The organism is Streptomyces gilvosporeus, from assembly GCF_002082195.1.
Lineage (GTDB): Bacteria > Actinomycetota > Actinomycetes > Streptomycetales > Streptomycetaceae > Streptomyces > Streptomyces gilvosporeus.
Genome location: NZ_CP020569.1, coordinates 7,623,777 through 7,641,674, shown reverse-complemented (window position 1 = coordinate 7,641,674; position 17,898 = coordinate 7,623,777). Strand labels below are relative to the sequence as shown.

The following is a 17,898-nucleotide window of genomic DNA, read 5'->3' as shown; positions in this document are numbered from 1 at the left end:
CCTTTCGCGAGCGCGCCCGAGCACGACCGGGAAGAACCGTGCCGGCGACGGCAATTGCCGCGGTCCTGATCACGTCATGCACCTCCGGCAGCGATTCCTCCTCGCCCACGCCCAACGGCAACCGACCACCCGCTGACCGGCCCCCTACCGCTCCGTCACGATCACGTAGCCGACCTTCTTCACCCGGCCGTGGTGGGCGACCACCGTCACGGGGTAGCGGCCCGGCTTGAGGCCGGCACGGATGGTGGCCGTGTTGAAGTAACGCGGGTCGTCGCCATCGGCGGACTTGCCACCATCGCGGTCGAGGTGGAGTACGTGCGTGAACGCCGGGGAGGTGGCGGTCAGCCGCGTCTCCTCGCCCGGGTCCGGATTCACGTCGTGCCACATGACCGCGACCTGCCCTCCGGGGCGCACCTTGAATTCGCGCCGGTGCGGGCTGTCGGCGTAGGTGCCCGGGGCGTAGAGGTCGGGGCCGCGCACCTTGCCGAGGTAGTCGGAGTCGCCGGGGCGGGCCGCACGGACCTTCTGTCGCTTCTCGGCGATGCGATGGCCGTTCGGGCCGTACACGGCGAAGGTGTACGTGCCGTCCGCCAGACCGGGTTTGAGCTCCGTTCCGGCCACAAAATAGCGGGGGTTGCCGTCGTACCGCTCGTCGCGGGCGAGACGCACGGGCCGGTGCAGAGCCGCGGACCGTACGGTGAAGTCGCTGCCCCGCTCACCTGGGTACAGGTCGTCGAAGTTCAGCCATACCGGCTCCCCGGGACGGGCTACCTCCGAGCCGAACGTCAGGGTGAACGACGGGCGCCGGGAACGCACCACGTGGATCTTGTCGCGAGCGACGGTGCGGCCCGCGACGGAAACCGAGAGCGGGTACCAGCCGGGCTTGTCCGTCATCGCGAGGGGGTGCGTGGCCCCGTAGGAGGCGTCGTCCCGCCAGCGCAACCGTACGGGCCCACCGAACGCCGGCGAGTGGGCGATCACCGCGTCGTGCCCTTGGGCGCGGGAGATGAAATCGAGCCGCATGCTGACCAGTTGCCCCGGGCGGGCGTCGAGGTTACCGCTCAGGACCAACTCGGGATGGGCGGACAGCGTGGGCGCGTGCGAGGGCTTGCTCGCGTCGCCGCCCGCGCCCTTGTGCGCGCCGGGGCCCGACGCGCCCGGGCTCGGCGCCGCCCCGGTCGCACCCGCCCCATGACTACACCCGCAGAGCACAAGACCGGCCGCCACAAGTCCCACCCGCCTGGACCAGTTCATCGTCACCCCTATGTGCATGTGCTTGGTCATAGGCAGAGATGGCGGTATGGCGCCGTTGGTTGTCTGTGGACAGCGGGATATACGGAATATACCGGATATAGAGGATAAATAAGCGTGTGCCGTCGTTCACCCGCAGCCGGGCAAGGAACCGCCCCTGATGCGGTGGACGCAGAGCGGAGCGACTCTGTGGGCCGGCATCTGGCCCCCGGGGCCGACCACCCCGGCGCAGTCGCCAGCGGTGCACGCGTCTTCTACGAGCGCCTCGGTTTCGGCCCGGCCGAGGTCGCCGATCCGGGTCCGGAAGGCGGTTCGCGGCAGGTGTATCGCCGGACCGTCGGCTGATCCAGGCGGCGTTTACCCGTCGTTCTCACCATCGGCGCCCGGCAACCCTTCGTGGACGCGTAGCAGCAGCCCTTGGAGGAGTCGGCGTTCCTTCGTGTCCAGCGGCGCGAGCACCTTGGCCTGGACGGCTCGTGCCTCGGCGTTCAGGTCCGCCAGAACGGCCCGCCCGGCCGGGGTGATGGAGACGGAGACCCGCCGCCGGTCCGCCGTGTCGCGTGCCCGGTCGACGTATCCGGCGGCGGCCAACTGGTCGACCGCCTTGGCCATATCGCTCGGGTCCACGCCCAGCCGGACCACCAGATCGCGCTGCGCATGCGACCCGAAGTCGGCCAGCGCGGCGAGGACCGCCATGTCCCACAGTCGCAGACCACGTTCGGCCAGCCGTCCGGCCATGAGGCCGCGGGCGGTCTTGCCGACCCGGGAGAGCAGGTAGGTGCTGAGGTCCAGCAGGGTTGGCGGGGTGGATCGTTCGGTGGCCATGGTGCGAGTCTAAGGTGCCCACCTATAGTGGGTGCGGACCCACTAATCTGTCGGCCGCCGACCCGAGGAGCCCTGCGTGGATGCCCTCTACCCTCGTCTGCTCGTCACCCGCTTCGCCGAGTGCTTCCGCTTCTACGAGGCGGTCCTGCCGCCGCTGGTCGGCGCCAACCTCGTCAAGGGCACACCGGAGGGCCCCTACGCCAACTGGGACGTCAACGACGAGGCCGTCCTGGTGCTGTTCGACCGCGGCGCGATGGCCGCAACCATCGGCACCGGGACGCTTCCCGCAGAACCCCGCCCGGCGCAGGACACCGCGATGCTCGTCTTCCGCGTGGACGACGTGGACAAGCGACTGGCCCTCTGCCTGGACCACGGCGGCCGCCTCGTCATCGGCCCGACCGACCGCCCGGAGTGGGGCCCGAACCTGCGCAGCGCCCACCTGCGGGACCCCGACGGCCACCTGATCGAGCTTCAGTCCTACTAGCAGGTGCTGCTGGCCGGTCCTCTGCTGGTCGGTCTTGCCAGCTGGCGAGCGGGGCCACATGGTCCCTACGGTCCGGCGGCGCCCGGCGTATGCATAGGGTGCCCGAATGATCGCCGTACCAAAGGTGTTCGCCCGGAGCACCGTCGAGCGGGAAGGCGAGCCGGGGGCGGCGTGGCTCGCCGGATTGCCCGGGATCGTGGACGAGCTGCTGGCGCGCTGGGGATGCGTGGCCGACGGCGAGGTCATGCACGGGGGTGTCGGGGTCATCGTCCCGGTGCGGCGGCGGGACACGGGGGCCGCCGTGCTGAAGGTGTCGTTTCCGCATCCCGGCAACGTCCATGAGCCGGACGCGTTCGCGGCGTGGGGTGGGCGCGGGGCCGTTCTGCTGTATGAGCGCGACGATGACCGCTTCGCGATGCTGCTGGAGCGGGGTCATACGTCGACCCTGGCGGAAGTCGCAGACGGCGATGAGGTGGTGACCGTCGCGGGGCGGATCAGTCGTCGCCTGGCCGTCCCCGCGCCGCTCGGACTGCCCCGGCTGCGGGACCGGGCCGATGACTGGGAGGAGCAACTGCGCAAGGATGCCGCGGAGCTGACACACGTCCTGACGCGTGACGTGGTGGACGCCGCCGTGGCGACCGTTCGCGAGTTGGGGCGCGTCCAGCCGGACGTCCTCATCCACGGCGACCTTCACGCCGGAAACATCCTGCGCGCCGACCGTGAGGGGTGGTTGGCCATCGACCCCAAGGGGTACGCAGGTGACCCGGCTTACGACGGCGGCACGCTGCTCAAGTCGCGTGCGCTGACGCTCCTCGGAGCGGACGATCCGCGCAAGGCCGTCCATCGCGTCCTGGATGTCTTCGCCGAGGCCGCGGAGCTGGATCGCGGCGACGTCCAGCGGTGGGCCCAGTTCCATGCCGTTCAGGCTGCATTCTGGGGCCGCCGTCACGGATTCCGGATGGGCCGCAGTGGCTCACAGGCGGACTGGCTCATCGAATTCGCCGATCGCCTGGCGGAGTTGCTCACGGAGCCGTGACGCTGCCTGCGGGGACTGGCTGCCGCGAAGAGGTGCGGCATCCCGCACCCCTGATCCCTCATCCCTAGTCCCTAATCCCTGATCCCGCCCGGAACGCTTCCGCGATCCTGCCGATCCGACGCCGAATTCCGACGCCGAATGGGGTCAGCACCGCACCCGTTCGGGTTGCCTGGCATGCCGCGTCGCTCGTGCCGCACGCACCGCCCTTGTCCATCGGCTTCATTGAAGGACGAGGGACGAGGCGATCGGTGGAGCGGAGGCAGCGACCCATGGCAACCGGAGTGGAGACAAACGCTGAAGGGGAAGAAGCGGCGGGCGGGGCAGCCGATGTGGGAGTGGGCGAGAGGGCCGTGCGCACCGTGACGCGGCGCCTGTTGCCGGTGTTGTTCGTGCTGTACGTGGTGAACTTCCTCGACCGCGCCAACATCGGCGTCGCCGCGCTGGCCATGAACGCCGACCTGCACCTGAGTTCCGCCGCCTACGGAACGGCCGCCGGGATCTTCTTCGTCGGCTATGTCGTCTTCCACGTGCCGGCGGCCATGGCATTGGGCCGGTTCGGTGCCCGGCGCTGGCTGGCCTGTGTGATCACCACCTGGGGCCTGTGCTCGGCCGCCACCGCGTTCGTCACCGACGCCCACGGTCTGTACGCGGCCCGGTTCTGCCTAGGGGTGGCCGAGGCGGGATTCTTCCCCGGTGTGGTCGCCTACCTGGCCGCCTGGATCCCCGCCCGGCAACGCACCCGCGCCCTGGCCGCCTTCCTGTTGGCCATTCCCGTCTCCACCGCGATCGGCCTGCCCACTTCCGGCGTACTGGTCGCGCATTCCGGCATCCTCGGCCTCAGCGGCTGGCGGTCGATGTTCCTGATCGAGGCCGTCCCCGCTGTCGTCCTCGGGGTCGCCGCCCTGCGCCTGCTGCCCGACACACCGCGCCAGGCCGCCTGGTTGACGATTCCCCAACAGCGGGCGCTGGAAGCCCAGTTGGCCCAGGACGCCCCGCCCGTCGGGCCGAAGCGCAGCGCGTTCGGACGGGCCACCATCGGCCGCGCCGTGCACTTCGCCGTGGTGCACGCGGGCATCTCCTTCTCCCTGTACTCGCTTCAGTTCTTCCTTCCGCAGGTCATCAGCGCGCTCTTCCCCGGCGCCGGGACCTCCGGCGTCTCGGCGCTGGCGGCTGTCCCGTACGCGGTCGCGGCCCCTGCCATGCTCCTCTGGAGCCACCGCGGCGAAGCGGCCGGTTCCCGAACCTTCGTCATCGCGCTGCCCGTCGCGGTCGCCGCGCAGGCCGCCGCCCTGGCCGCGCTCTCCCACGTGCCCGTACTCACCGTGATCGCGCTGACCGTGACGGTCGCGGGCAGCCTGGCGATCGTCCCTGCCTTCTGGAGCAGGTGCACCGGCGTCCTGGCCGGCCCCCACGCGGCAACCGGCATCGCCGGAGTCAACGCGCTGGGCAGCCTCGTCAGCTTCGCCGGCCCCTACGTCACCGGACACCTCACCGATGCCACCGGCAGCTACCGGCCGGTCTACGCCCTCATCGCCTGCGCCCTGGCGGTCTCCTCGGCAGCCGCCCTCCGGCTCCCGACCGTCCCGACCACCGCCGTCCCGCGCACTCGCACCCCCGAGGGTCCGCACACCGAGGACAACCCGCCTCCGACCCCCCACTCCGACCGGCCGACCACCCCCGGCCGCACGCTACATTGACGGACCCGGTGAGAGGGCTCGGCTGCCGCGGCCGGCGAACGTGGCCGAGCGGCTCGCCCACGCCCTGCGCCGCACCGTCGAGGACCCCGACTACCGCATATGCGCGCGCCGGTATGCCCGCGTACGGGCGTACGCGGGCATACGGGGTACGTCATGGATGCCTGGCCCCTACACCCGGGTCAACAGGTCCGTTCCGACCGGAACGCCGAGGCCGGTGCACGCGTCCCAGCCCGATCCCGCCTGGTAGGTGCCGATGTCGCCGACCGTGATGTCCCGGAAGCCGACGACCGTCTCGCCAGGCGCGATACCCGCATACAACTGGGGCTGCATCAGACCGAGGCGGCGGTTCTTCGCTTCGGAGAGGCGGGCGGCCAGTGCGGCCCAGAGCGGGGCAACGGCGCTCGTGCCGCCGATGACTGCTTCCTCCCCGTCGATCAGTACCTCGTATCCGGTGTCGCGGTCGGCGTCGCCCGCCACGTCCGGGATGCCGCGCCTACGCGTCACGCCATCGGGACTGCCCGCGGACGTCTGCCAGGACGGCCGCTTGAAGGCGGTGCTGTAACCGCCGCCGCTGGCCCAGCCGTTGCGGTTGTTCCACACCGTTTCCGAGTCGATGGTCTGGGTCTTGGCATCGGCCTCCAGCCGGGTGCCGCCACAGGCGAGGGCGTGGGGGCTGGTGGCGGGGAAGTCGGGGTGCGGTTGACCGTCCTTGACTCCGTCGCTCGCTCCGTGGTCGCCCGCGGCCGCGCATACGGTCACTCCGAGCGCCGCCGCGTCCATGAACGCCGCGTCCATCGCGTTACGGGCCTGGGGCGTCCATGCCTCCTCCGGTTTGCCCCAGCTGATGCTGACCGCGGTCGGGGCAGGGTTGGCGTGCACCGCGGCACTCACCGTGTCGATGAATCCTCTGTCGTCCTTCCCACCGAAATAGACGATCTGTTTGGCCCCGGGTGCCAGCGCACCGACCACTTCGATGTCGAGCTGTACCTCGCCGTCGTCGCCTTCCGGTCCGTCGGGGGCGTTCTGCCCGTTGCCCACGCCGACGGCGGTCACGCTCGGTCGGGTCGTCAGTCCGAGACCGGTGAAGTAGTTCTTCAGGTTCTCCTGCGTGAAGCCGCCGCCGAGTTCCACGACCGCTATTGTCTGACCGGTGCCGTCGGCCTTCGGCGGGAAGTCGTAGAGCTTGCCCAGTTGATCCGGCGAATAGGAGATTCCGTCGCCGGCGGCGGCGTCTCTACGGTGCAGATGCGGGCGTGCTTGAGGGCGGTCGTCAAATCCGAACACCCCGGTCACTATGCCGTTCCATTCGGGCAGGATCCGCAGAGTGCCAGCCCGGTGGCGGTGCTCGGTCGACTTTCCGGTGACGGGATCCGTGCTCTGGACCCACGTCAGCCGTCCGGGATCCGCCACGGTCCGCAGTTGGCCGAGGGTGCCGGAGATCTGCACCTTGCGCGCCGCCCGGTCCGTCTTCAGAACGGTCAGTCCGTGGTCCTGCGCGGTGCGGCATACGAGATCGATATCGTCGGGATTCGCGCCGTAGCGCTCGGCGAATTCCTCGCTCGAAATGGTGTCGGATCCTTCGACCAGGCTCTTGGGGAGCTCTTCCCGGCGCTTCAGGACGAGGGTGACGTCGATCTGTTGGGCATCGTCCACCTCATCGATATGGCGTGCATCAGGAACTGCCATCCGCTCACTGCCGTCGAGAGGTGTGAGTGATTTCTTAGCCATCGATTTCACCGATCGTGCTCATTGAACGTGCAATTGGGGTCTGCTGTCCCGCAATGGGGACAGCCGTCCCGCAAAGCCGCGCCGCGCTCGGGATCGGTCCCCCGCCGCCATACGCGCAGCCCACGCCGCTCTCGCGGAAACCGGCGAGAGCGGTCCTCTTGGACAGGCGGATCCATGCGCACCACGCGGGCTCGAAGAGCGCAACGCGGGGAAACAGAAGGCGTGGCGTGGCGTCGGCATCGACCCGAACCCGCCTAACTCCACACGAGCACACCCTGGCCACGTCGGCAACTCGGCGGTGAATGCGCCCCCCGGGCCGCACAGACGACGGATCACACCGCTGTCGTCAGCCCGTTGATCATGCGGTTGAGGAGCCGGTCGAATACGGCTTCGGGGTCTGCCTGAGCGGCGGGGTCGGCGGCCGGGGCCGCCAGGGCCTGGGCGAGATGGGGATAGCCGCCGGTGGCGGTGGCGGCGCGTAGGTGGCGAGTCTGTGCGTCGAGGAGTTCGCCGGAGGTGCGGCCGGCGGCCTCGGTGGCCTGTTCCTGGGCGAGTTCGTACGTCACATGACTGGCCACGAAGCCGGTGAGCAGGCTGAAGGTCTCCAGCCGCGCCGGGGCGTCCAGGCCGACGGGGGCGAGGGCGGCGAGCGTGTACTCCACGACGGCGAGGGTGTTCGGGCCGAAGGTCTGCCGTGCGGGCAGGGCGGCCGGCAGCCAGGGGTGGCGTCGCATGATCGCGCGCTGCTCGTGGGCGATGCCCCGGAGGTCGGCGCGCCAGTCGCCGGAGGGTTCGGGCGGCAGCCGGTGGTCGCCGCTCACGTGGTCGATCATGAGCTCCAGCAGCGTCTCCTTGTTGGGGACGTAGCTGTAGAGGGACATCGTCCCGGCCCCGATCCGGGCCGCGACCGCGCGCATCGTGACCGCCGCGAGCCCCTCGGTGTCGGCGAGGGCGACGGCCTCGGCGGTGATCTCGGCGCGGCTGTGCGCGGGCGGCCTGCCCCGCCGCGGGCGTTCGGCCTGCGACCACAGCACCTCGGGATCCACACCGGCACGGCGGCCGGATGAGCCTGTACGGGCCACGACGTTCTCTCCTCACTCCTGTCGGCGGCCATCCAACCATCCGTCCGACCGTCCGCTATTCTCGTACGACGTACTGGAAAGAGCTCCCGCGGATCCCGGTTCAGGAATCGAGGCACGATGACGACGACGAACGCGACGGCAACGGCGAAGACGGCCCACCGCTCGTCCCCACCCGCGAAGCCCACCAAGAATCGACTCAAGGCACCGTTCAAGCAGCCGTTCAAGAGGCCGCCCCGGCACGCCCGCGTCCTGCGCCGCCTCCAGCGCGACCTCCCACCCAAGCTGCACGACATCGCCTACGAGCCCGGCCTCGTGGTACCCGCCGCCGACGGCACCCCACTGCTGACGGACCATTACTTCCCCCTGACCGACGGCGACTTCCCCACCCTCCTGCTCCGCTCCCCGTACGGTCGGGGCTTCCCCTGGGCGCTGACGTTCGGCGTGCTCTTCGCCGAACAGGGCTTCCACGTCGTCCTCCAGAGCTGCCGTGGCACCGGAGGCTCCGGCGGCGAGTCCGACCTGTGGCGCCACGAGCCGGCCGACGGCCGGGCCACCGTCGCCTGGCTCCGCCAACAGCCCTGGTTCACCGGCGTGTTGGGCACCATCGGCCCCAGCTATCTCGGCTACACCCAATGGGCACTCGCCCTGGACCCGCCGCCGGAGCTGCGCGCGATGGTGGTCCAGGTCGGCCTGCACGACCTGCACGGATACTTCCACCCCGGAGGCGCGTTCGCCCTGGAGAACTCGCTGGTCACCTCGTTGGGCCGGATGCACCACCACCGTGGCGTGCCGAAATTCCTGTGGGCCGCCCTGCGGCTGCAACGCCACCTCCGGAAGATCACGCGCTCCCTTCCCCTAGGCGAGGTGTACGCGCCCGGCCTGGGCGGACGAGTGCCGTTCCTGGAGGAGGCGATGGCTCACCCCGACCCGCGGGACGCGCACTGGCAGGGGGCGGACATGGGGGTCGCGGCCGAGCGCCTGACCGTACCGACCAGCCTGATCACCGGCTGGCATGACGCGCTGCTCGACCAGACCCTCCAGCAGTACGGCAGACTGCGGCGCGCCGGCTGCGAAACGTCCCTGCTCGTCGGCCCCTGGACGCACAACACCGCGCTACAGCAGGGCTGGCCCGAGGTCTTCGCCGAAAGCCTCGCCTGGCTGCGGGCCCACCTGTGCGACGAGCCGTCCGGACTGCGGGAGACGAGGGTGCGCGTTCATATGGGCGGCACGGAGACCTGGCACGACCTTCCCGACTGGCCCGCGGCCTCCCACGCCCGACGCTGGTACCTCGACCGGTGCCTCGACGGCGGCGGCGCGCTGAGCCCCCGGTCCCCCGGCGACACGTCGGCGCCGCTGCCGTCCTTCCGCTACGACCCGTCCGACCCCACCCCCTCGGTCGGCGGTCCCCTGGTGTCCCCCAAAGCCGGCCCTCGGGACAACACCGCCCTGGAGGCCAGGGACGACGTCCTGACGTTCACCTCCGCACCGCTCGCCGAGCCGCTCCGCATCCTCGGCCCGGTGCGCGTGGAACTCCGCGTCGGTACGGGCACCGGCCACGCCGACGTGTTCGCCCGGCTCTGCGACGTCGACGACCGGAACCGCTCGACCAACGTCTGCGACGGGCTGCGCCGACTCCGGCCCACAGGAGATGCCCCGGCCGCCGTCACCGTCCCGATGAGTGCCACGGCCTACCGTTTCCCCGCCGGACACCGGATCCGCCTCCAGATCAGCGGCGGCGCGCACCCTCGCTTCGCGCGGAACACGGGCACCGCCGAACCCCCGGCGACCGCCACTCGGCTGATTCCGGCGGACGTCTCGCTCCATCATCCGTGCGCGCTCGTTCTCCCCTGCGATTCCTCGTCCACGGAGGATCCGACACCCGAGCGGCGCACCCGTCGACCGAGCTCCCTCACCTGACCCGCGAATGGCTCAAACACACCGCCGTCAACGGCATCAAGAGCGGCAGCTAAGCGCTTCGGCCGCCTCAGTTCCGGGGGAAGTCGTACACGGCCCATTCGGTGACCGGGACGTAACCGATGCGCTGGTAGAGGGCGTTGCTGGCGGCGTTGGCAGGGTCCGCGAAGAGCACGACGTCCGTCGCGCCTGCGGTCAGTGCGGCTCTGCTGACCTCGACCGTCACGGCGCCCGCGTAGCCGCGGCCCCGGAGGTGGGCCGGGGTGTACACGGGGTCCACCCGGACCATACCGGCGATCATCGACGTCGCGGCGGCCATGGAGACGGGAGTGCCGTCCGGGGTCTCCCAGAACGTGAAGTGTTTGTCGGCGAAACGCGAGCCGGCCCAGGAGTCGGCGTCCACGGTGGGGACTTCGCCGACCGCGTCGAGGAACTCGCCGCACCACCGCACCACGTGCGCATGGTCCTGCTCGCCCACGGTGCGGCCCCGGCCCTCCGGGACCGGCTCCGGTGGGGTGAGCGCGCCGAGACGGTAGAGACGGATCCGCTTGCTGAGTGCCGGCACTGCGTCCGTGTGGCGCTGCCATGCCTCGGCGAAGGCGGTGGCGCTGTCGTGGTCGGCGCTGACGCCGGGGACGGGGTGGCCGAGGTCGGCCAGGCGGACGGCGAGCAGGTCGGCCTGCTCGCGGGTGACGCGGGTGAGGCTCAGGGGACCGGACGGGGTGCGCTGGTAGAAGGTGGCGCGGACCTCGCCCCCTCGCTCCAGTCGGCCGAAAACGGGGGCTTCCGCGCCGTGGGCGGCCGCCCCGTTCGCGCGCAGTTTCTCGGTCACCGTCAGCGGCATGGTGTGCAGGGCGGGGCGGGAGCGAAGGAAGTCTCCCGCTCGCGCGAGAAAGTCGTCGATGTCTTCGGTGAGGTGCCAGTCATCCGGGCGCATGCTTCATGCTCCCTGATCTCCTCGACGCTGGGGAGCAGTTGCCGAGAACCGCACGGCCGACAACCCGCCGCCGCGGGGCCCGCCCCGGAGCCGTCGACCATCGAGGACGGCGGCGGCCGGGGCGGGGCGCGGTGCGTTCAGGGGGCGATGCGCCAGCTCAGTTTTCCGGAGAGCAGTGTGCGCAGCGCCGGATCGCGTACCGCGTCGGTGGGGTCGGTGGCGCGGGCGGTGACGGTGTGGCGGCGGCCGTCCGCGGGGACGCCGAGGGCGCGCGGAACGACCGAGGTCCGGCCCCGCGCGGCCTTGCGCTCGCGGCCGTCGACGTACCACCTCACCTGTGCGGAGCCGAGCGGTGAGACCCGGATACGGTCCCCGCGGTGCAGTACCCGGCCGGTGGCGACCGGGCTGGTCAGCACGCTCGCATGGCGGTAGAAGGCGGCGATCATCGCCTCGCGGCCGGGGAGGTTGAACTCCCGGCCGAGCGACCGCATGATCGAGTTGTCGGTGGGCCGGTTCAGCCCGTACTGGTAGTAGCCGCCGCCCTCGTACGCGCCGACCGTGCCGCCGTCCGGCGACTCCTGGCCGAGCCAGCGGTACCACTTCTGCCGCTGGGCGGTCATCTGGTCGGCGGAGAGGGTGGTGAGGTTGGCCTGGGCGGGTTCGGGGCCGGAGTAGGTGCCGGGCTGGCCGTAGTCGTACTCGTCGGCGAGCTTGCCGAGGGAGTGGCCGGTCTCGTGCACCGCGATCTGGTCGGACCGGTCGTTGTCGGACGACGCGGTGGCGATCCCCTCGTAACCGACCGGCGAGGAGACGTCGTTGTAACCCGCGCCGCCGTATTTGGTGGAGTTCGACAGGACGACGACGAGGTCGGCGGCCGGGGCCGTGGCGGCGTACGCGTCGACCTTGCCGGTGTCGACGCAGAGCAGGCGTTCGGTGCCGTCGCAGAAGAACGCCGAGTTCAGCGCGGTGTCGCGGACGACGTCCTTGGTCGGGTCACCGGAGACACCGGAGTCGTGGGACACCGCGTCGACGGCCCACACGTTGAACAGCTTGGTGTACGAGGCATACGGCTCGACCGCGGATATCTTGGCCCACTTGGCGCGGACGTCGGCGTGGAAGTCCTCTTGCTGGGCGGCGGTGTATCCGTCCCCGACGAAGACGACGTCGAGCTTGTCGCCCACCGGGCCGTTCTGCACGATCGGGGTGACATCGCCGTCACCGGCGGCGATTGCGGCCTTCGCGGACCGGGAGAGCGGCTTGGGGGCCGGGACGGTGGTGTGCCGAGGATGGCCGCCGGGTCCGGTGAAGTACTCGACCTGCTGGGTGTGTTGGGGCTGCGGTGAGGGCTCCGGGGCGCCGGATGCCGTGGTCGCGGCGGCCGTGGCGCCGGCCAGCGCCGCGACGGCCAGGCCCGCGGTCACCGCCGTCCGCAGGGATATGCGTCTGAGCATGGGGGGTTTCCTTCCGAATCCCGCCGACTGGGCGGGGAGGGTGGAACCGGATTCAAACGCGCTCACGGTAAAGGCCGTTGTGGAGGGGGAGCAACGGATGGTGCCCAAGTGGTTTGGGGAAGGGGTGAGTTCGGGCCTGGTCCCACAGGGGCGGCGGAACGATGCCGGCAGTGACGCCTTCGGGGCATCGGACCGCCCCGTCCCGCCTTCCTCGGACCGTCGCCGATCTCGTGCCGTCTCGATCTCGTGCCGTCGTCGCTCTCGTGCCGTCGTCGCTCTCGTGCCGTCTTCAACCCCGGGCCGCCTTCGACCCCCGGTGCGACGAGGTCGCCGAAGTCGTCGCCCCGGGCACCGATCTCCGGCCGCGGCCACCGAGCCGGTGTCCGGAGCCGCGGCACCCCGTGCGAGCCTGCGGTCCCGCGGCGCGTCGCGGGACCGGTGGTTCCCGCGAGGCATGGGTTACCGTTTGCAGACCTGTTCGACCGCCGAAAAGTGACGCGGAGTGATTGTTTGGCCCCGTATGTCCCCTCCCCCACGACTTCCCGGCCTGATGGGCCTTCCAGCCCTTCCGGGAACAGCACCGTGCCCCTCGTCCGCGGCCTGCGCCCGCCCCGTGCCGTCGTACGAGTGGTGGCACCGGTGCTCGTGATGGCGGGCACAGCGGCGCTGCTGGGCGGGTGCGTGGAGGCCGGTGCGCCCAAGAGCGCGGGACATGCCAGTGCCGTCACCGGTCCGGAACGACTGTGGCCGGACCGTAAGCCCGCGCCACCGTCCGCGCCGGCCACGGAAGGGCAGGAGAAGCCTCAGCCGCTGACCGCGCTGCCGCGCATCCCGTCCGGGAACATCCGGAAGCTTTCCGCGGGCAAGGTTCTCCTGGCGCAGATCGACGCGGACAAGCGCCGCGACATGCCGGTTTTCGAGAAGGACGAGGAACGCAAGATCCGCGCCTGTGCCGACCGGCCGGGCGCACGCTCCTGTCCCGTCCGGGCCCCCGAGTACCACGATCTGAACGGTGACGGGAAGGACGAGCTGATCCTCGGCGTCGAGAGCAAGGACCACCTCCTGATCATGTGGGCCTACACGCTCAAGAAGGGGGTGGTGAACTCGATCCTGGACGCCACCAGCTACCCGCAGTCGGTGGAGGTCGCCAACCACAAGCTGGTCATCCATGAGCCCGGGGACGCGCCCGGTTACGAGAGCCGCACGGTCTACGTGTGGGATGCGCGGCACCAGGTCATGACCATCCAGGACGTCGGCTACGGCCGGCGGACGCCTCCGACCCCCTCGGGCCGGTGAGCCGTGCGCCCGATCCGCTCCCGACCGCCGCGGTGGCTGCATGCCTGGACGGCGACGCTCTACTGGAAGACCGCCGTCTTCATCACCGTCATGTGCTGCCTGCTCGCCGCGGTGCTCGGCATACTGGTGCACGTCCTGGTCGACGGGCAGACCCAGGACCGCGCGCGCCACGTGGCGCTGGCGGAACTGGACCGCAGCACCTCCGCCTATGTCACCGGAAACCCGCTCGGCCGCGACGTCGCGGTGGACCCGCCGGACCTGCCCGCCCCGCTCCGCAAGATGACCGTGCAGCGGCAGGAGCGCGGGACCCAGCTGGCCACCCACCGCGGCCTCCCCGTCATGTGGGCCGCCACGCCCGTCACCGGGGGCAAGGTGCTGGCGGTACGGCTGGACTACGGCGAGCAGGCGGCCTCCCTGCGCGGCCTGGACGGGGCCATCATCGGCTCCTCCGCGGCCGCGATCGGCCTCACCCTGGCGGCCGGACTGATCTCCGTCTCCCGCATCACCCGGCGACTGCACCGCACCGCCCGCGTCGCCCGGCGCATCAGCACCGGCGATCTCGACGCCCGGGTGAACGACCCCCGCGCCCGGCGCCCCGACCGCGCGCAGGACGAGGCCGCCGCCGTGGCGACCGCGCTCGACGCGATGGCCGCCAGCCTCCAGGAGCGGCTGAACAGCGAACAGCGCTTCACCGCCGACGTCTCCCACGAACTGCGCACCCCGCTCGCCGGGCTCCACGCCGCGGCCGAGCTGCTGCCGGACGGCCGCCCGACCGACATGGTGCGCGACCGCGTCCAGGCCCTGCGCGGGCTGACCGAGGACCTGCTGGAGATCTCCCGGCTCGACGCCCGGGTCGAGAGCGCCGACCTCGACATCCACCAGCTGGGCCCCCTGGCCGAACGCGCGGTACGGGCCACCGGAACGGCGACGGAGGTCCGCGTCGTACAGGACGCCCAGGTGCAGACCGACCGGCGCAGGCTCGAACGCATCCTGGGGAACCTCGTCACCAACGCGCACAAACACGGCCGCCCGCCCGTGGTGGTCACCGTCGAGGGCTCCGTCATCACCGTGCGGGACCACGGCGACGGCTACCCCGCCTACCTCCTCGACCAGGGTCCCCAGCGCTTCCGGAGCCAGTCCGGCGGATCGGACGTCGGCAGGCGGACCGGCCACGGTCTGGGTCTGACCATCGCCACCGGCCAGGCCCACGTCCTCGGCGCCACCCTCCGCTTCTCCAACGCCGCCGACGGTGGAGCCATCGCCGAACTCCGCCTCCCGGCCCACCCGGACCAGCACTGATATCAGACCTGTCAGCCCATCAGACCCACCTGATCGGCTCCCCTTCCGGGAGAATTCGCCCCGAACGGTACCGCCGTGCGACGCTGCATGTTCCCGACTGAGTCCATCGCGCGCCTGTGGGGCCCCCGAGTCGCCTAGAGGTGATAGCACGGAGGGCGTACGACATACGCACGGGTTCACCTACGCATGCGTTCTTTGCAGCCTGTGCACCGCTTCAGACACGAAGCGCTGCTGACCAGGGCGCTTGGGGGTTGCACTATGGCAGAACGCCGTACAGGGAACAGGCTTGCCGCACTCGACGGACTGCGTCTGATGGCCGCGCTGATGGTGGTGTGCTACCACTACGTCGCCCTCGTCCGACCATGGGGCCATACCACGGACACGATCTTCCCGTCCGCCCACCGGGCGGCCCAGTACGGCTGGCTCGGCGTGGAGGTCTTCTTCCTGATCAGCGGTTTCGTCATCTGTATGAGCGTATGGGGCCGTACGGTGGGCGAGTTCGCCGTCTCCCGCGTCTCGCGCCTGTTCCCGGCCTACTGGGCCGGCCTCCTGATCACCGTCGTCGTGGTCAGAATGTGGCCGGAGGCCGCCTCGCCGCGGAGCTGGGCCACGGTGATCACCAACCTGACGATGCTCCAGGGCGGTAACAACACTCCCGACGTCGACCCGGTCTACTGGACGCTCTTCGTGGAACTCAAGTTCTACCTGATCATGGCCGTGGTCATGCTGTTCGGCGTCACCTACCGCAACTGCCTGATCCTGTGCGGGGTATGGACCGCAGCGGCCGCCCTCGCGCCGATCCTGAAGACCCCCTTGATCATCGAGTTCGCCATGCCGCAGTACGCGCCGTTCTTCATCGCGGGGATCGCCTTCTATCTGATGTACCGTCACCGACCCAATGCCGTCCTGTGGGCGATCGTGATCCTGCAACTGCTGCTCGCACAGCGCTACATCTACGAGCGGATGGCCGTGAACCTCGGCGCGGCCGCCGCGGACGCCCTGCCCACCTGGCCCGCCCGCGTCGTCATCATCGCCGCGTTCGCCCTCATCGGCGCGATCGCGCTCGGCGCCTGCGACCGGATCCAGTGGAAGTGGCTGACCGTCGCGGGATCGCTCACCTACCCGCTCTACCTCGTCCATCTGAACATCGGCATGACGCTCATCCACCACTTCCGCGACAGCGTCCCCGCCCCGGTCCTGGTGGCCTCGGTGACCGCGCTCATGCTGGCCGCCGCCTGGCTCATCCACCGCCTCGTCGAACGCCCCCTGGGAAAGTGGCTCCGCGCCACCATGCGCCGAGGCATCGACGACGTCCGCCGGCACGCCGCACCACCCCGCGGACATCCCCGGCGCTCCGCACCGCGCACATCCCCCGCGTCCCCTGCGGCGGAAGACGACCAGACGGTGCCGCGCGCCCGCACCTTCGAGTCGGTGTGACCGGCGGGCCGGAGCGGGCAGGGGTGGGGCTGAAAGCCCTGGCCAGAGGGCGGTGACCAGGTCGCCGAGCCGCCCGCGTACGCTCGGTGGCCGGGTGGGAGAGGAACGGGGAGGACACGTGGGATACCACCGCAACAACTGGCGCCAGGTCGCCGGCAAGGCCGCGCCGTTCATTCCCGGCGGTCGCGAGCTGATGGCCGCCGTGGATGTGGTGCAAGGGATCAGCGACACCGTCGGCCGCAGCCAGCTCCAGTACGTGCGCGGCGGCCGCCCGCTGGTCGACCTGCCCTGGCAGCCGCCCGGTCCCCCGCCGAACCTGCAGCGGGCCGAGGCCGTCGGCCGCCAGGCGTGGGACATCCTGTTCGCCAGCGAGCAGCAGTACAGCGCCCGGTCCCTGCTCGATCAGGTCGGCAACTTGCTGATGCCGCTGCCGCCCACCGAACTCGACCTGGTGGTCCGCCGGTTCGGGACACAGGGCCTGGAACGCTGGGACCAGCTCACCCACGTCGAGGACGAGCACGGTGAGTCCGCCTATGACGGGTGGCGGCAGCAGGAGCTCTTCAACTGGCTGCTGCGTACGGTCAGCCCGTACGGCGCGATGCTGATCGGTACTGGGATGACATGCAGCCAGCCGAACGACGATCCCGGGTGCGACTGCGGCGACCACGGCTGGGTACTGCCCGAAGGGCCGTTCGCCAAGGTGGACGGCGCATACGTCACCGAGAACTGGCAGTGGGTCTCGGGCGCGACCGAGGCGCTGTCCTGGCAGGACATGTACCAGGGCTGTTTCGGGGACTGCTGGCTGCTGACGAGCATGCAGGCCGTGCTCCAGGCCAACCCTCAGCACGCCCCGCGGCACTTCCGGCAGGAGGCCAACGGCACCATCACCGTCACCTTCTACGACGAGGGCCGCCCGGATCCCGTCACAGTGGTGCCCGACCTGCCGTACGGCCACGGTCGTCTCTGGTGTGCCACGGGCCACACCGTGGATGCCCGTTACGCGGAGACCTGGCCGAGCTACTTCGAGAAGGCCGCCGCCCAGAGTTACGGCAACTACGTCGACATCGCCCACGGCGGGCCCCCTTCCGAAGCGCTCGCCATGCTCACCGGCCGCGAGAGCCAGAAGCTCGACGTCAGCTCGCCATGGCTCATCCAGGAGATCGCCGACCGCAAGTCGCGCGGCCAGGCACTCGTCGCCACCACTGTCGCGGCGCCCAACGCCGGCCCGGGCGACGCCGTGGAGATCGCGGGCGGCCGACTGATCGGGAACCACGCCTACTTCGTCAAGGATGTGGACCCGGCCGGCGGTCGGATGTCCGTGGGCAACCCGTGGGGCGACCAGGCCACCCGGAAGCAGTGGGAGTGCTGGCTGACACTTCAGGAAGTGGGTTCCTACCTGGTGCAGATCGACGCCGTCGACACCTGGTGACGTGACGCCCGGACGTCCCGACGGTGGGCGCG

Annotated in this window: 14 protein-coding genes and 1 pseudogene; 9 read left to right on the top strand and 6 right to left on the bottom strand. The window is 70.7% G+C overall.

Going from position 1 to position 17,898, the window contains the following annotated elements; all coding sequences use genetic code 11:
• Positions 1 to 144: 144 nt before the first annotated feature.
• Positions 145 to 1,284, bottom strand: coding sequence for a hypothetical protein (locus tag B1H19_RS33785; RefSeq protein ID WP_237289656.1), 1,140 nt, complete (start codon positions 1,282 to 1,284; stop codon positions 145 to 147).
• A gap of 177 nt (positions 1,285 to 1,461) precedes the next feature.
• Between B1H19_RS33785 and B1H19_RS33780 the strand changes: the two are divergent.
• Positions 1,462 to 1,596: pseudogene (locus B1H19_RS33780) on the top strand (GNAT family N-acetyltransferase); the annotation flags it as partial.
• Between the two features lie 12 nt (positions 1,597 to 1,608).
• Here B1H19_RS33780 and B1H19_RS33775 read toward each other — a convergent pair.
• On the bottom strand, positions 1,609 to 2,076 hold the full coding sequence (locus B1H19_RS33775; protein ID WP_083108693.1) for a MarR family winged helix-turn-helix transcriptional regulator: 468 nt from the start codon (positions 2,074 to 2,076) through the stop codon (positions 1,609 to 1,611).
• 76 nt (positions 2,077 to 2,152) lie between these two features.
• Between B1H19_RS33775 and B1H19_RS33770 the strand changes: the two genes are divergently transcribed.
• The 3 genes from B1H19_RS33770 to B1H19_RS33760 all read left to right on the top strand — a co-directional run bounded on the left by B1H19_RS33770 (position 2,153) and on the right by B1H19_RS33760 (position 5,293).
• Positions 2,153 to 2,560: a VOC family protein gene (locus B1H19_RS33770; RefSeq protein ID WP_083108692.1), complete on the top strand. Its 408-nt coding sequence runs from the start codon at positions 2,153 to 2,155 to the stop codon at positions 2,558 to 2,560.
• Positions 2,561 to 2,666: 106 nt separating this feature from the next.
• Complete coding sequence (locus B1H19_RS33765; RefSeq protein ID WP_083108691.1) at positions 2,667 to 3,596, top strand: aminoglycoside phosphotransferase family protein; 930 nt, start codon at positions 2,667 to 2,669, stop codon at positions 3,594 to 3,596.
• A gap of 350 nt (positions 3,597 to 3,946) precedes the next feature.
• Positions 3,947 to 5,293, top strand: coding sequence for an MFS transporter (locus B1H19_RS33760; RefSeq protein ID WP_159028206.1), 1,347 nt, complete (start codon positions 3,947 to 3,949; stop codon positions 5,291 to 5,293).
• 168 nt (positions 5,294 to 5,461) lie between these two features.
• On the opposite strand, the gene B1H19_RS33755 is transcribed toward B1H19_RS33760, so the two are convergent.
• Both B1H19_RS33755 and B1H19_RS33750 read right to left on the bottom strand, forming a co-directional pair.
• Complete coding sequence (locus tag B1H19_RS33755; RefSeq protein WP_083108689.1) at positions 5,462 to 6,979, bottom strand: S53 family peptidase; 1,518 nt, start codon at positions 6,977 to 6,979, stop codon at positions 5,462 to 5,464.
• Between the two features lie 374 nt (positions 6,980 to 7,353).
• On the bottom strand, positions 7,354 to 8,103 hold the full coding sequence (locus tag B1H19_RS33750) for a TetR/AcrR family transcriptional regulator (protein WP_418361491.1): 750 nt from the start codon (positions 8,101 to 8,103) through the stop codon (positions 7,354 to 7,356).
• Between the two features lie 117 nt (positions 8,104 to 8,220).
• Here B1H19_RS33750 and B1H19_RS33745 point away from each other — a divergent pair, with 117 nt between their 5' ends.
• On the top strand, positions 8,221 to 10,020 hold the full coding sequence (locus B1H19_RS33745) for a CocE/NonD family hydrolase (RefSeq protein WP_083108688.1): 1,800 nt from the start codon (positions 8,221 to 8,223) through the stop codon (positions 10,018 to 10,020).
• A 67-nt stretch (positions 10,021 to 10,087) separates the two neighbouring features.
• Here B1H19_RS33745 and B1H19_RS33740 read toward each other — a convergent pair whose 3' ends face one another.
• The gene (locus B1H19_RS33740; RefSeq protein ID WP_083108687.1) at positions 10,088 to 10,954 is read right to left on the bottom strand and encodes a GNAT family N-acetyltransferase; all 867 of its coding nucleotides are present in this window, start codon (positions 10,952 to 10,954) and stop codon (positions 10,088 to 10,090) included.
• Between the two features lie 137 nt (positions 10,955 to 11,091).
• Positions 11,092 to 12,405, bottom strand: coding sequence for a M64 family metallopeptidase (locus B1H19_RS33735; protein WP_083108686.1), 1,314 nt, complete (start codon positions 12,403 to 12,405; stop codon positions 11,092 to 11,094).
• Between the two features lie 582 nt (positions 12,406 to 12,987).
• Between B1H19_RS33735 and B1H19_RS33730 the strand changes: the two genes are divergently transcribed.
• The 4 genes from B1H19_RS33730 to B1H19_RS33715 all read left to right on the top strand — a co-directional run bounded on the left by B1H19_RS33730 (position 12,988) and on the right by B1H19_RS33715 (position 17,866).
• Positions 12,988 to 13,701 (top strand): hypothetical protein, encoded by a 714-nt coding sequence (locus B1H19_RS33730; protein WP_083108685.1) that lies wholly within the window; start codon positions 12,988 to 12,990, stop codon positions 13,699 to 13,701.
• Between the two features lie 12 nt (positions 13,702 to 13,713).
• Complete coding sequence (locus B1H19_RS33725; protein ID WP_083110030.1) at positions 13,714 to 15,000, top strand: sensor histidine kinase; 1,287 nt, start codon at positions 13,714 to 13,716, stop codon at positions 14,998 to 15,000.
• Between the two features lie 258 nt (positions 15,001 to 15,258).
• A complete protein-coding gene (locus B1H19_RS33720) occupies positions 15,259 to 16,437 on the top strand; it encodes an acyltransferase family protein (protein ID WP_083108684.1) in 1,179 nt (392 codons plus the stop codon).
• Positions 16,438 to 16,555: 118 nt separating this feature from the next.
• A complete protein-coding gene (locus tag B1H19_RS33715; protein ID WP_083108683.1) occupies positions 16,556 to 17,866 on the top strand; it encodes a C2 family cysteine protease in 1,311 nt (436 codons plus the stop codon).
• The last annotated feature ends 32 nt before the right edge of the window (positions 17,867 to 17,898 follow it).

Bases quoted from the DNA above. Each gene is read 5' to 3' on its own strand.
- B1H19_RS33785 (WP_237289656.1), bottom strand. From the start codon at position 1,284: ATGACCAAGCACATGCACATAGGGGTGACGATGAACTGGTCCAGGCGG.
- B1H19_RS33775 (WP_083108693.1), bottom strand. From the start codon at position 2,076: ATGGCCACCGAACGATCCACCCCGCCAACCCTGCTGGACCTCAGCACC.
- B1H19_RS33765 (WP_083108691.1), top strand. From the start codon at position 2,667: ATGATCGCCGTACCAAAGGTGTTCGCCCGGAGCACCGTCGAGCGGGAA.
- B1H19_RS33755 (WP_083108689.1), bottom strand. From the start codon at position 6,979: ATGGCAGTTCCTGATGCACGCCATATCGATGAGGTGGACGATGCCCAA.
- B1H19_RS33745 (WP_083108688.1), top strand. From the start codon at position 8,221: ATGACGACGACGAACGCGACGGCAACGGCGAAGACGGCCCACCGCTCG.
- B1H19_RS33740 (WP_083108687.1), bottom strand. From the start codon at position 10,954: ATGCGCCCGGATGACTGGCACCTCACCGAAGACATCGACGACTTTCTC.
- B1H19_RS33735 (WP_083108686.1), bottom strand. From the start codon at position 12,405: ATGCTCAGACGCATATCCCTGCGGACGGCGGTGACCGCGGGCCTGGCC.
- B1H19_RS33720 (WP_083108684.1), top strand. From the start codon at position 15,259: ATGGCAGAACGCCGTACAGGGAACAGGCTTGCCGCACTCGACGGACTG.